Source organism: Clostridium guangxiense, from assembly GCF_021043395.1.
In the GTDB taxonomy this organism is placed as follows: domain Bacteria; phylum Bacillota; class Clostridia; order Clostridiales; family Clostridiaceae; genus Clostridium_S; species Clostridium_S guangxiense.
The window spans coordinates 211196-225411 of the sequence record NZ_JAJNKE010000001.1 but is presented as its reverse complement, the minus strand read 5'-3'; the positions used below and the strand labels follow the sequence as shown (position 1 = coordinate 225411).

Genomic DNA, 14216 nt, shown 5'->3' with positions numbered 1-14216 from the left:
TATATGAAGGATAAGAAAAAAAGTTTTTTTAACAGGTTTACTGCTTTAACTTTTATTGTGTTTATTGTAGCTATTGCTATATGTGTAAAATTAGTAATACTTCAAGTTGTCCGAGCTGATGAATACAAATCTCAGGCTAATACAAAATCTCATAAATTTATAAAAGAAACTGCTGCAAGAGGAGAAATAACAGATTCAAAAGGTAGAAAGTTGGCAACAAACAATCAAAGCTATAATATAACCTACATGGAAACGGATACGAATGAAAAAAGCTTTTATACTACAATTGCAAAGGTATTTTATCTTTTAAATAGGTGTGGGGAAAATAAAAATGACGATTTCCCAATTAAAGTAACACCAGATTATTATTTTGATTTTAATACAACAGATGAAGATGAAGTAAAGGCAGATAAAATAAGTTTTTTAAGTAAAAGGGGAATTAAAGCAAACATAATAAAAAATTTATATGGTGATATAAAATGGAATAAACTTACTAAGGCTCAGCAAGCTAATGTAAATAAATATACTTTGAAAGTGTCAGCTAAATATGTTTTTGACAAACTTAAAAAAACGTATAAAATTCCTAACTCTTATAGTTTCACTATAGATGGAAAAACTGTAAATAAAAAATGTACTTTGGAAGATACAAGAAAATTTATGGTTGAAAAAGATGCCGTTCAAATGCAAAGTTATTCTGGATATAAACCTGTTGATATTGCAAGCAATATAAAAAAGGAAACAGCTATAACCTTCCTCCAGAAATTAAATGAACTTCCGGGAATAAATGTTGAGGAAAAACCTATAAGATATTACCCTTATGAAAAGCTTGCTTCAAATGCTATTGGGTACATTGGTAAAATATCTACATCGAGCGATGATGAAAGTGATTCGTACACAGAAAGGGGATATGATGTAAGTTCTGATCTTATAGGAATATCCGGGCTTGAATCAGCAGAAGAAGATAGATTAAAGGGAACTGCTGGAGGAAGGGTTGTAGAGGTGGATAAAAGTGGAAGAGTAATAAATGAGTTTGCAAGTAAAGATTCTTACGCAGGCCAAAATATAAAGACTACTTTAAATGCTGATGTTCAATATACTGCTGAGCAAGCACTTGAAAAATCAATGCAGAATTTGAGGGAAAGTCCGGGGAATGGTACAAATGGATCTTACACAGGAAATGCAACGAGGGGAGCAGCAGTAGCCATAGATGTTAATACTGGTGGTGTTATAGCACTCGCACAGTCACCAAACTTTAACCCAAATGATTTTGCTGATCCAAATGGAATTTCCGATGCTGTTAAGAAAAAAAATTTTCCAACCGTAGAAGATCAAATAAAGAATTTAAAGATTCCAAGCGATCTTATAGATACATTATTTCCAGTAGATAAGACTACAGGAAAAAGAACAGATCCTTATGATTATCTTCCAAAACCAATGTATGATTATCCTACTATGGGACTCACTCCTCCAGGGTCAACTTTTAAAATGCTTACTGCAATAGCTGGACTTGAAACTAAAACAATAGATCCTTCTTTTACAATTGAAGATAATGGACACTACGATGATGGAAATAATGATAAAAGAGACTTTACTAAATCTGATGGAGCTCTTGGAACACTTGATTTAGTTCATGCTATAGCAAAATCAAGTAATCCATATTTTATGACAGTATCAGAATTGCTTAGGAAAGCTTCTGGATATGATATACTAGCCAAGTATGCATGGGAATTTGGGCTTGGAGTACAGCCAAATTCTGAAGTCAATCCATCAACTGGAATTGAGATTAAAGAGAATTTTGGTCAGACTTTTAATACCTATAGTACAAGAAGTAACCTTGGTCAACAAGCAGCATGGGAAATAATGAATGATCTTAAGAATAAAGCCTATGATAAAAAAGCTCAATCAATAGATTTACATACTAATAGTTCTGATAATAGTTCTATTGGGAGTTTAAAATCAGAGATAAAGCAAAAAATAAGAGACTATGTTATAAATGCTAAATTTGATAAGAAAGAGTTTTCTGACGTTTTAAGTAAATTTGCACAAAGCAGTGGTATTACAATTTCAGATAGCAGTATGACGGCTATAGTGAGTGGAGCTAAATCTGTTGTAGAACATGCTATTAGTTCTGGAGCTACTCCATATAATATTCATAATGCAGCTATTGGGCAGGGATATGATAATTATACCATGGTACAGCTTGCAAATTACATTGCAACAATAGCTAATGGGGGTAAAAGGCTTAAAGTGCATTTGGTTGATGAAATAACAGATCCTATTACTAAAAGTGTAGTATTTAAATGTGATCCTCAAGTTATAAAAGATACTCATATTAGTAAGTACACTCTTGATAAGGTAAAAGAGGGGATGGCACTTGTTAATAGTGAAGGTACTGCTGCAGGCAAATTTGATGGATTACCATTTACTACAGCAGGCAAAACAGGTACTGCAGATGCTTTTGAACTTAATTTTCAAGAGAAGATAAGAAGATCATCCTACGCTGTTTATGTAGGTTTTGCACCCGTAGAAAATCCTAAAATAGCAGTTGCTACTGTAATATATGATGGAGGTTTTGGTAATCAAATAACCAATGTGGCTAGAGCAATATATGAATCGTATTTTAAAAATGTGGAGAAAATGACGGGTGTACCAGAGGACGTTATTGGAAGCACAACTGCAAAGCCAGAAGTAGACAGTATGCAAAGTAACAATGCTTCGTCGCGTTAAAAAAATTCTATAAATCTAAGTGGTGAATTTAAGCGAGTACCTGCTCAGGGTATAGAAGGATAACGATCATACACGAGGTTTGGGATATAATCCCATTATCCTTCTTTAACTTGTATTACGCATATATATATTAGCCCATGCCCCGTGCATGTTTACTCGCTGAAAGAATGCTCAGACAATTGAAATATCTAAGTATTTTACAATTTTAGCCTTTCAGGTATCATCTAAATAAGTTTTACCTTGTATTCTTTAAGCCAAATATTTAGCTGTATCAAATAGGCAATGAGTTGAGGACCTTTCATAAGCTGACCAAACCATGGAGTTTTGTATGAAGTTCCTCCAGTTTCAACAAGTTCTTTAACATTTTTTAAATCTATTATATCTAAAATAGGTGAGGTTTTATCATTTATGATTTCTTTAAGCCAGTTTTGAACTATAGAAGTATATCCAGGATCAAAGGTCTTTGGATATGGACTCTTTTTTCTTTCAATTACATCTTGAGGGAGTATACCTTCAGCCGCTTTTCTCAATATGCCCTTTTCCCTATTACCATAAAATCTCATCTCGGGTGGAATATTATAAGCATATTCAACTAGTCTATAGTCTGCAAAAGGAACTCTAACTTCAAGACTATTAGCCATACTCATTCTATCTTTTCTTGTAAGTAGCGTTATCATAAACCATTTTATATTTAAATATACAAGTTCCCTCATTTTTCGTGCATAAGGGGTATCGGTGTCAAGATAAGGCACATTTTTTAAATTTTCTTTATACTTTTTATCTACGAATTCTTGAAGATTTATTGATTTAAATTCAGGAGAAAGTAGACTGCTTCTTTCTTTTACAAACCTTGACCAAGGAAAAGTTTTAGCTTCCAACATTTCTTTTCTTACAAACCAAGGGTATCCTCCAAATATTTCATCGGCACATTCACCGGATAGCGCAACTATATTGTCTTTTCTGACACCTTTGCAGAATAAATATAGAGAAGAATCTATATCCGCCATTCCTGGAATATCATTTGCTTCAACTGCTTCCTTTAAAGCGTGAGCTAAATCAGCATTGTTGTTTATTATCTTGTGATGATTACTTCCAATAAACTGATGAACTTTTTCAGCCCATACACTATCAGGGGTTATTACAAAATTATCATTTTTAAAATACAAATCATTATCTTTATAATCTATGGAATAGGTGTTTAAAGTTTTGCCTTGCTTTTTAAATTCTTTTGCTGCCACGGCAGATATTATACTGGAATCAAGACCACCTGATAAAAAAGTGCAAACTGGCACATCAGCGTAAAGTTGTCTTTTTATCGCATCAACTAATATACTTCTAATGTGATCAGCCGTTTCCTCAACATTTTCCGTATGATCATAGCAAGTAAGTTCCCAGTATTCATGAAGCTCTAAGGAATGGGGGGTAAATTCAAGATAGTTAGCAGGTGGAACGTCATATATATCCTTTAAAACTCCACTGCCAAGGTTTCTTGCAGGTCCTAAAGCAAAAATTTCAGTAAGTCCTTCCTCTGTAAGTACTGGTTCAACCAAAGGATTTGCAAGAAGGGTTTTTATTTCTGAACCAAATATAAGATTGTGATCTTTTAAGGTATAAAATAAAGGTTTTACACCAAGTGGGTCTCTGGCAAGAAAAAGTTTTTCATCATTTTCCGAGTAAACTCCAAATGCAAAAATTCCATTTATGTGTTTTAAACAATCTTTTCCCCAATGTATATAAGCAGTTAATAAAACCTCAGTATCTGAATAAGAGTCAAAAGTATAGCCTGCTTTTATTAGAAGTTTTCTTACGTCCTCTGTGTTATAAAGTTCACCATTATAGACTATAATGTACTTTTTACCATTGTGCAATTTTATCATAGGTTGGTTTCCGCCTTTAGGGTCTACTACTATAAGACGTCTATGTCCAAGAAGTGCGTTTTTAGATATATAATAACCATGAGAATCTGGTCCTCTTTTTTTTAAAGTGTCAGTCATAAGTTCTATTACTTTATTATATCCAGTTAGATTTTTTTGAAAGTTGACAAATCCTGCAATACCACACATAACTTATATCACCATTCTTTTATAATATAGTTTATAAATTATATTATGTTTTTTTTCTCAAAATTGATACAAAAACATAATTTTATATTGTTTTTTAATGACAAAGGTGATATATTATATATGAACACATGAATAAATGTTCATATGTTCATTAGAATGATTATTTCACCAATAAGGAGTTGTTAGCATATGAGTGAAGAAGAAAATGCACTTAAATGTGAAAATAATGTTATTCACGTTGATGTTATAAAAAAAGTAAAAGAGATTATGCCAGAAGACGAAGAGCTTAGTGATTTATCAGATTTATTTAAAATTTTTGGAGATAGTACAAGAATAAAAATAATATGTGCATTATTTAATTCTGAAATGTGTGTGTGCGACATAACTTGTCTTTTAAACATGAAGCAGTCTGCTATATCACATCAATTAAAGATATTAAGGCAAGCTAAGCTGGTTAAGTATAGGAGAGAGGGAAAGGTCGTATATTATTCACTAGATGATGAGCATATAAAAGGTATATTTAACATGGGAATTATGCATATAAGAGAAAAATAACAAAGCTAGGAGTGGTAAAGATGGAAAGTGGTAGTGCGCTAAAAAAGCAATTTTATCTCGAAGGGCTTTGCTGTGCTAATTGTGCAGCTAAAATAGAAAACAAAGTAAATGAACTTGAAGAAATAGAGACTGTAAATTTAGATTTTGTTACAAAAAAGCTTACAATACAGATGTATAAGAAAAGTGACGCTGAGGTAACAGAAAATAAAATAATAGGAATAGTAAAAAGTATCGAAGACGAAGTAAAGGTTATTAATTTGAATGATATGTCAAAGGATGACCATGAGGAAGAAGAGACAAGTAAGGCTGACATCATAAGGTTTGCAGTAGGAGTTGTAATCTTTATAGCAGCGTATATTTTTAAATTTCCTAAAACCATAGATTTAATCCTTTATGTTATAAGCTATATTATTGTTGGAGGAGACGTTTTAATAAGGTCTATAAAAAATATAGGAAAAGGACAAATATTTGATGAGAATTTTTTAATGGTAGTTGCTACTATAGGAGCTTTTGCCATAAAAGAGTATCCAGAAGCAGTTTCTGTTATGATTTTTTATCAAATAGGAGAGTTTCTTCAAGATGCGGCAGTTGAAAAATCTAGAAAATCTATATCGGCACTTATGGACATAAAACCAGATTTTGCAAATCTTATAGAAGGTGAGAATGTTAATAGGGTCAATCCAGAGGAAGTTGCTGTTGGAAACACAATACTTGTAAAGCCTGGTGAGAAAGTTCCATTGGATGGAACTGTTATAGAAGGAGAGTCAATGCTTGATACATCGGCTGTAACTGGTGAATCTGTTCCTAGGAAGGCGAAAATCAACAGTGAAGTTTTTTCTGGTTCTATAAACAAAGAAGGACTTTTAAAAATAGAAGTTACTAAGGAATTTAAAGAGTCTACAGTATCAAAAATACTTGATTTAGTTGAGAATGCATCTTCTAAAAAGGCTGTTACTGAAAAATTTATAACAAAATTTGCAAGATATTATACACCAGCAGTAGTTTGTATTGCCTTATTTCTAGCAATTGTACCACCACTAGTTCTAAAAAATGCAGTATTTTCAAATTGGATTTATAGAGCACTTGTATTTCTTGTAGCATCATGTCCATGTGCAATCATATTATCTGTACCGTTAAGCTTTTTTGGAGGAATTGGAAGTGCTTCAAAGCAAGGTATTTTAGTTAAAGGCGGAAATTATATTGAAGCTTTAAAAAATATAAATACTGTAGTGTTTGATAAGACAGGAACGCTTACTGAAGGAAAATTTAATGTCAACAAAATTCAAGCTTATAATGGATTTTCTGATGAAGAAGTTTTAAAATATGCAGCGTATGCTGAAGTCTTTTCAAATCACCCTATAGCAATTTCAATACGTGGTGCATATAAGGATGATATTAAAAAAGATATTATTTCAAATTATAAAGAAGTATCTGGATTTGGAGTACAAGCTGAAATTTTTGGAAAAACTGCTTGTATTGGAAATGCTAATTTCATGGAACAGAATAAAGTAGAAGTTTCTAAAATTGATTTAAATGAAGTTTTTGGAACTATTGTGCATGCATCTGTTGATGGTGTATATGCAGGATATATTGTTATTTCAGATAATATAAAGAAAGACGCTGTACAGGCTGTTAAGGAATTAAAAGCTATTGGAGTTAAAACTGTAATGCTTACAGGAGATAATAAAAAACCGGCTTCTATAGTAGCAAATAAGATAGGTATAGACGAAGTTTTTGCTGAACTTTTACCTCAGGATAAAGTTCAAAAGATAGAAGATATGTACAGTAAAAAAACTGATTCTAGAATTGCTTTTGTAGGAGATGGTATAAACGATGCGCCAGTTCTTGCAAGGGCAGATGTTGGAATATCAATGGGGAGCGTTGGTTCAGATGCAGCAGTAGAGGCTTCAGATGTTGTAATAATGAATGATGAACTTCATAAAATATATACTGCTATAAAGATAGCTAAAAAGACAAACAAAGTTGTATGGCAAAATATTATATTTGCAATAGGAATAAAACTTGTAGTTCTTACTTTGGGAGCACTTGGATATGCCAATATATGGGAAGCTGTATTTGCTGATACAGGAGTAGCACTCATAGCAGTAGTTAATTCACTTAGAGTACTGAGAATAGACTGATTATATCTGTTGAGCAAGGTAATTTTTTTGAAAGCACGATTTAAATAGAAGCTAATAAATTTTAGTTGAAAATCTAAAAAAGACTTAGAACTTTCAATCTGTTTGAGCAAAGCGAGTTATTAAAAGTTCTTAGTCTTTTTTAGATTTTTAACTTTAGATTTATAGCCTTTATTTAATGTGCCGAAAAAATATTACTTTGCTCCATTCCAGTCACTTTCGTATTTATCAGAGTCTTTTGTTATAGTAGCAGCTCTATTTTCTCCGTTTTCCCAAATTATGTTTTCATTTGTTCCATCATTTCCTACAGATACAAATTTAAATTCAATATAAGTATCTATAGGTAGTGCAATAGTTCCTTTCCAGCTTGGATATAAATTTTCATCAGTAGTCAGATTAAAGGCATTTTTGATATCCCAATTTCCAAGTTCCTTAATATTTCCACATACATATAATTCTTCACCGAAGTATGATGTTTTGTTGTTTACTTTAAAAGTAAAATCAACTGTGGACTCTTCAACTTTCTTGTCTTCGGATTTTTTATTTGTTTCACATTGTTCTTTTGTTTCGCAGTTAATATCCTTAGGAGTTTCGGTTGAAGGTTTAGTCAATGTTATTGTGCTTGTTTCCTTAGCTTCTAAAATATTTTTAGTTCCAGTAGAAGAAGATTTAACAATAGAAGTTTCAGTAGCTTTTTTTATGCTAGTATTTATATGGTCAGTAGAACTAGTTTTTGTTGAAGTCGACTTTTTTACATTACTTTTTTTCATATCCTCAATCTCCTTACAATATAATTTATATAAAAATTTTATGAATATCCTTTTGAAACATAGTATTATTTTAATAAAGTACTGAATTATATAGATTTATATAAGTTTTAGCCGAATTATCCCAACTGTTATTTTCACTCATTGCTCTTTTAACAAGTTTTGTCCAATTATCCTTTTCGTTATAATAAAAATATTCAGCATTTCTAATTACATGAAGCATATCATAAGCATTGTAATTAGTAAATGAAAAGCCATTACCTTCTCCATTGCAAGGATTAAATGGTTGAACAGTATCTTTTAGACCACCAGTTTCACGAACAATAGGGAGGCTGCCATATCTTAAAGCTATAAGCTGTCCTATTCCACAGGGCTCAAATAATGATGGCATAAGGAACATATCAGAAGCTGCATATATTTTTTGAGCAAGACTGCTGTCAAAATATATATTTGCAGATAGTTTATTTGGATATTTCCATGCGAAGTATTTAAACATATCCTCATATTTTCTTTCACCTGTACCGAGTACTACAAGCTGTATTCCATCTTGAAGTAATTCTTCAAGGACGCAAGCAATTAAATCAAATCCTTTTTGGTCTACAAGCCTAGACACAATTCCTATTAAAGGAGTTCCTTCGCTAGGTGTGAGATTAAGCATTTTTTGGAGTTCAGTTTTGTTTTTTGTTTTATTATAAAGGCTGTTTGAATCAAAATTAAAAAACAAATTTCTATCTGTGCTAGGGTTCATTAAATCATAGTCTATTCCATTTACTATTCCCCATAAATCGTTAGATCTTGATTGCATTATACCATGAAGATGTTCACCGTAATATGGAGTTTTTATTTCCTGAGCATAAGTATTGCTTACAGTTGAAATTTTATCGGCAAATAGCAAACCACCTTTCATATATGAAACGCCATCATAAAACTTTAAGCAATTTTCATTAAAATATCCTTCATTTAAGCATAAAAGCTCATTTAGAACGCTTTTATCAAAAACTCCTTGATACTTTAAATTGTGTATAGTATAAATTGTTTTTATGTGATTGTAGTTTGAATAATCTCTGTAGTGCTCCTTTAATAAAACTGGTATCATTGATGTTTGCCAATCGTTGCAGTGGATTACGTCAGGATTGAAATCTCCCATATAAGTTATAGCTTGTAAAATTGCTCTGGAGAAATAAGCAAATCTTTCACCATCATCATAATACCCATAGCATCCAGCTCTTTTAAAGTAGTAATCATTATCTATGAAATAAAATGGTATACCATCATATTCATAGTACTCTAGTCCACCATATTGACTTCTCCATCCAACAGGAACGTTAAAACTTGCAATATGATGAGTGTTATATTTGAAATTTTCTGGAATGTCTGAATATTTAGGAATTATAACCCTTGCATCTATACCTAACTTTCTAAGAGCCTTTGGAAGAGCATAGGCGACATCACCAAGTCCTCCAGTTTTCAAAAAAGGAAAACTTTCTGAAGCAGCAAATAGTACTTTCAAGTAATCATCTCCATTATAATATTTTTACATCATGTTTATAATTATTGGTAAAGAGAACGTTTTTCAATAACAACAGGGTATTCCTTATCACCTTTTAATTCTTTACCTTCTTCAATTAGAACATTTTTATCTATTATTACATTTGTAAGTTTAGCGTTTTCCTTTATCTCGCAATTCTGCATTATAATGCAGTTTCTAACTTTTGCACCTTTATGAATTATTACTCTTCTTGATATTATGCTATTTGTTACAAATCCTTGAATCAAGGAACCATTAGCTATAAGTGAATTACATACATATGAGCCGTTAAAGTATTTTGTAGGAGCTTCATCCATTACCTTAGTGTATATAAGACCATTACTAAAAAAAAGTTCTTTGTTTATATCAAGGCTCAGCATGTCCATATTAGCTTCATAGTAAGATTGAATTGAATCGATGCACTTTAAGTAACCTTTAAATTCATACCCATTGATATTTAGATTGTTGCAATTTCTATAAATCCACTCAGAAATTGTAGACCAGAAACCTGTTTTTATGCAAGAATTTAATATGTTTATTAACAAACTTTTATCCATTATAAACATTTCCATGGATATGTTTTGATTATTTTCTGTACCTATATTTTTACCTATACCTAAAACTTCAGAATTTTCATTCAAATTAAGAATGTTACGATTTAGAAAGTGCGTTTTACCGTCAGTGATTTTTTTGTATATTATAGTAATATCGCTGCCAGATTCTTCATGGAATTTTGCTGCTTTCTCATAGTTAATATTACATATCATAAAGGATGAAGAGATTATAATTTTTGATTGCTTACTTCTGTATATATACTCCATATTATTTTTTAGCATTTCAATATCACTGAGATATGAGTTTACTCCACCAAAACTAAATACAAAAAGACCATTTAATTTTCTATCAAGGTCCCAAGGCTTGCCAGAACCAAGGTGGTCAATAAGCGATCTTGAGTTCCCTTCAGTTAGTATTCCTACATTTCTTATTCCCGAGTTTACAAGATTTGAAAGAACAAAATCTATGATTCTGTATCTTCCAGCTACTGGAATTGAAGCCAAAGGTCTTTTTTTCGTAAGTACTTTTATAGATGCATCATCTTCACTTAAAGTTAAAATTGACATATAATCATTTAACATTTTTCCACCTCATTTATCAGATTAAGTCTTCTTTTATTTTCTTATCTTCGCCTATAACGGTAATTTTTTCCCCATCACCAATTTTGCAATTATCTGATACTTTAGAATTGCATCCGATAATAGCTTTTTTAATTATTACGTTATCGCCTATATTTACATTTGGCATAATAACTGAATCTTTAATAATAGAATTATTACCTACATGTACATTTGGAAATAGTACTGAATTATGAACAGCACCCAAGACTACACAGCCTTCAACTATTAAAGAACCTTTTACATCTGAATCGCAGCCAATATATTGAGGTGGACGTGTAGGATTAACAGAATATATTTTCCAGGCTGGATCATATATGTTTAGTTCATTATTATCATTTAATAAATCCATGTTTGCTTGCCACAAACTATCTATTGTTCCAACATCCTTCCAATAACCATCAAAATGATAAGCATATAATGACCTTTTATCATTTAACATGTTTGGAATTATATTTTTCCCAAAGTCGTTACTAGACTTTTCATCATCTTCATCTTGTTGCAAGTATTTTTCAAGAAGCTTCCAATTAAAAATATATATTCCCATTGAAGCTAGGTTACTTTTCGGTTTTTTTGGTTTTTCTTCAAATTCGTATATTTCATTATCTTCATTTGTATTCATAATGCCAAATCTGCTAGCTTCTTCTATAGGTACTTCAATTACTGCTATGGTTGCATCTGCTTTTTTTTCTTTATGGTAGTCCAGCATTTTAGAATAATCCATTTTGTAAATATGATCCCCTGATAATATTACTACATATTCAGGTGAAAAAGAGTTTACAAAGTGCCTGTTTTGATAAATTGCATTTGCTGTTCCTTTATACCAATTTCCACCAGTTTCTTTCATATAAGGAGGAAGAAGACTAACTCCCCCGTCGTTTCTATCAAGATCCCAAGGGCTTCCTATACCTATGTGAGCGTTTAGTTCTAAAGGTCTGTATTGAGTTAAAACGCCAACTGTATCAATTCCAGAATTTGAACAATTACTTAATGTAAAATCAATAATTTTATATTTTCCTCCAAATGGAACAGCTGGTTTAGCAGTTTTTCTGGTAAGTATGCCCAGACGACTACCTTGTCCACCAGCTAAAATCATTGCTATAACTTCCTTTTTTAACAAGAATATCCCCTCCCTACTTTTGTATAAAAAAATAAAATAAGAACTGAACTACATTTCTATTTTACAATATTTTCTTGAAAAAGAGAATGGCTAAATAGAAATATTAATGCAAAAGTTTTAAAATAAATCAATATTATGTGTGACGTGAATATTTATGGTAAATAAGTAAATAATACTATATATTGTTATTCAATTAAAGTATTTTTTTGTGATACTTGACAATTAGTAAATTAAGTTATATTATTAAAACATACTAAATATATAGAAAAACTAAAAAATGGGTGTGTTTATTATGAAAATATCAACAAAAGGAAGATACGGATTAAAGGCTATGGTAGATTTGGCTGTTAATTCAATAAATGATAGTGTTACACTTAAAAGTATATCACAAAGACAGAATATTTCAGAAGGTTATTTGGAACAAATTTTTTCCTCTCTTAGGAAAGAAGGACTTGTAAAGGGAAGAAAGGGTTCTCAGGGTGGTTATGTGCTTGCAAAAAGTATGAATGAAATAACTGTAGGTAATGTTTTAAGAGCACTTGAAGGAGATCTTGTTGTTGTTGAAAGAGATGATAATCAAGTTGTTAATGAAGATAAGCTTGATAGCTGTATAAGAAATAACATATGGGATCGTTTGAATAATGCTATAAGTGAAATAGTAGATTCTATCACACTTGAGGATTTGGTGATTAATTATAATAATCTAATAAATTCAAATTATATGTATTATATCTAGACTGAATAGTTTGATTTTTGCAATTAATAAATATTGCGAAGTAATTGGAGTTAAGGGTTTTAACTCGCTTTGCTCGTTAAAAGACTAACTTTTTCACTTGTGTGAAAAGTGAAGGGTTTGATGATGCTTTGCACGTCAAAGGTGAACTTTTCGGCTAAAGCCAAAAGTTAAGGTGATTTTTCTTCCGCTTCGCTGCTGAAAAATTATTAATTTAAATTAAAGATTTTCTGTAGAGAAACGGGTTATAGAAATCCCATAACACCTTGTTCAAGAAGGATAATTGGCAAAGCCCAAGCTTCGTATATGTTTATCATAATTAACTTTTTACTGAAGGTAAAAAAGTTAGTTATTACTTTGCAATATTTATATACTATAAATCCTAGTAAAAATGTATGTTTAATATTAGTTTATAAATAAAAAAAATAGTGGGGTGGCTTAAATGAGTAAAATTTATAATAACATTATTGAAACTATAGGAAAAACACCTTTAGTTCAATTGAAAAACTATAAAGAAAAAGAAGGATTTAATGGAAATATACTTGGAAAAGTTGAATATTTTAATCCATCTGGAAGCATAAAAGATAGAATTGCATATTCTATGATTAAAGATGCTGAAGATAGAGGTAAAATAAATAAAGATACGGTTATAATTGAACCTACAAGTGGAAACACAGGAGTTGGATTAGCTTTAATCTCTGCTGCTAAGGGATATAGACTTATACTTACAATGCCTGAGACTATGAGTATTGAAAGAAGAAAGCTTCTTAAAGCATACGGTGCTGAGCTAGTATTAACACCAGGAGTAGAAGGAATGAAGGGTGCTATTAAAAAGGCAGAGGAGTTAGCTAAGGAAAATTCAAATTCTTTTATACCTCAACAATTTGATAATCCTTCAAATCCAGCTATTCACAAGGTTACTACTGGAGAAGAAATATGGGAAGATACAGATGGAAAAGTTGATGCTGTAGTTGCAGGAGTAGGAACAGGTGGAACTATTACAGGAATTGCAAGAACTTTAAAAGAGAAAAATCCAAATATTAAAATTATTGCTGTGGAACCATTTGATTCACCTGTACTTTCAGGAGGAAAATCAGGTCCTCATAAAATACAAGGAATAGGCGCCGGATTTGTTCCAAAAGTTTTTGATAGAAGTCTTGTGGATGAAATAATTACAATAAAAAATGAAGAAGCATTTGCAGCAACTAAAGAATTAGTTGTTACAGAGGGAATACTTGCAGGTATATCAGCTGGTGCTGCTTTGTATGCAGGAAAAATTGTTGCAAGTAGACCTGAATTTTCAGATAAAAATATAGTTGTTATTCTTCCAGACAGCGGTCAAAGATATTTATCAATGCCTGTATTTGATTAATGTTTTGTAGTATAATTATATAAATGGTGTATTTTAAAGCG

At 31.3% G+C, this 14216-nt stretch carries 10 protein-coding genes; 5 read left to right on the top strand and 5 right to left on the bottom strand.

Annotated features, from left to right (window positions below; genetic code table 11):
• Positions 1-3: 3 nt before the first annotated feature.
• Positions 4-2727 (top strand): peptidoglycan D,D-transpeptidase FtsI family protein, encoded by a 2724-nt coding sequence (locus tag LQK79_RS01195; protein WP_231015168.1) that lies wholly within the window; start codon positions 4-6, stop codon positions 2725-2727.
• Between the two features lie 224 nt (positions 2728-2951).
• Here the strand turns inward: LQK79_RS01195 and asnB are convergent, their stop codons facing one another.
• Entirely contained in the window at positions 2952-4790 is a 1839-nt protein-coding gene (asnB, locus tag LQK79_RS01190; protein ID WP_231015166.1) for an asparagine synthase (glutamine-hydrolyzing), read from the bottom strand.
• Between the two features lie 189 nt (positions 4791-4979).
• On the opposite strand from asnB, the gene LQK79_RS01185 reads away from it, so the two are divergent.
• Both LQK79_RS01185 and LQK79_RS01180 read left to right on the top strand, forming a co-directional pair.
• Positions 4980-5345: an ArsR/SmtB family transcription factor gene (locus LQK79_RS01185; RefSeq protein WP_053241019.1), complete on the top strand. Its 366-nt coding sequence runs from the start codon at positions 4980-4982 to the stop codon at positions 5343-5345.
• 20 nt (positions 5346-5365) lie between these two features.
• Positions 5366-7486 carry a heavy metal translocating P-type ATPase gene (locus LQK79_RS01180; RefSeq protein ID WP_231015164.1) on the top strand — a complete coding sequence of 707 codons (2121 nt, stop codon included), beginning with the start codon at positions 5366-5368 and terminating at the stop codon, positions 7484-7486.
• A gap of 191 nt (positions 7487-7677) precedes the next feature.
• On the opposite strand, the gene LQK79_RS01175 is transcribed toward LQK79_RS01180, so the two are convergent.
• The 4 genes from LQK79_RS01175 to LQK79_RS01160 all read right to left on the bottom strand — a co-directional run bounded on the left by LQK79_RS01175 (position 7678) and on the right by LQK79_RS01160 (position 12070).
• Positions 7678-8253, bottom strand: coding sequence for a CBM20 domain-containing protein (locus LQK79_RS01175; protein ID WP_231015162.1), 576 nt, complete (start codon positions 8251-8253; stop codon positions 7678-7680).
• 70 nt (positions 8254-8323) lie between these two features.
• Positions 8324-9760: a glycogen synthase GlgA gene (gene glgA / locus LQK79_RS01170; RefSeq protein WP_231015161.1), complete on the bottom strand. Its 1437-nt coding sequence runs from the start codon at positions 9758-9760 to the stop codon at positions 8324-8326.
• Positions 9761-9801: 41 nt separating this feature from the next.
• On the bottom strand, positions 9802-10914 hold the full coding sequence (gene glgD / locus LQK79_RS01165; protein WP_231015159.1) for a glucose-1-phosphate adenylyltransferase subunit GlgD: 1113 nt from the start codon (positions 10912-10914) through the stop codon (positions 9802-9804).
• Positions 10915-10930: 16 nt separating this feature from the next.
• Positions 10931-12070, bottom strand: coding sequence for a glucose-1-phosphate adenylyltransferase (locus LQK79_RS01160; RefSeq protein WP_231015157.1), 1140 nt, complete (start codon positions 12068-12070; stop codon positions 10931-10933).
• Between the two features lie 292 nt (positions 12071-12362).
• On the opposite strand from LQK79_RS01160, the gene LQK79_RS01155 reads away from it, so the two are divergent.
• Positions 12363-12806, top strand: coding sequence for an RrF2 family transcriptional regulator (locus tag LQK79_RS01155; RefSeq protein ID WP_053241014.1), 444 nt, complete (start codon positions 12363-12365; stop codon positions 12804-12806).
• 439 nt (positions 12807-13245) lie between these two features.
• Complete coding sequence (cysK, locus tag LQK79_RS01150; protein WP_231015155.1) at positions 13246-14175, top strand: cysteine synthase A; 930 nt, start codon at positions 13246-13248, stop codon at positions 14173-14175.
• Positions 14176-14216: the final 41 nt, after the last annotated feature.

Coding starts and splice junctions, on each gene's coding strand:
- asnB (WP_231015166.1), bottom strand. CDS start 4,790: ATGTGTGGTATTGCAGGATTTGTCAACTTTCAAAAAAATCTAACTGGA.
- LQK79_RS01155 (WP_053241014.1), top strand. CDS start 12,363: ATGAAAATATCAACAAAAGGAAGATACGGATTAAAGGCTATGGTAGAT.
- LQK79_RS01195 (WP_231015168.1), top strand. CDS start 4: ATGAAGGATAAGAAAAAAAGTTTTTTTAACAGGTTTACTGCTTTAACT.
- LQK79_RS01180 (WP_231015164.1), top strand. CDS start 5,366: ATGGAAAGTGGTAGTGCGCTAAAAAAGCAATTTTATCTCGAAGGGCTT.
- LQK79_RS01185 (WP_053241019.1), top strand. CDS start 4,980: ATGAGTGAAGAAGAAAATGCACTTAAATGTGAAAATAATGTTATTCAC.
- cysK (WP_231015155.1), top strand. CDS start 13,246: ATGAGTAAAATTTATAATAACATTATTGAAACTATAGGAAAAACACCT.
- LQK79_RS01175 (WP_231015162.1), bottom strand. CDS start 8,253: ATGAAAAAAAGTAATGTAAAAAAGTCGACTTCAACAAAAACTAGTTCT.
- glgD (WP_231015159.1), bottom strand. CDS start 10,914: ATGTTAAATGATTATATGTCAATTTTAACTTTAAGTGAAGATGATGCA.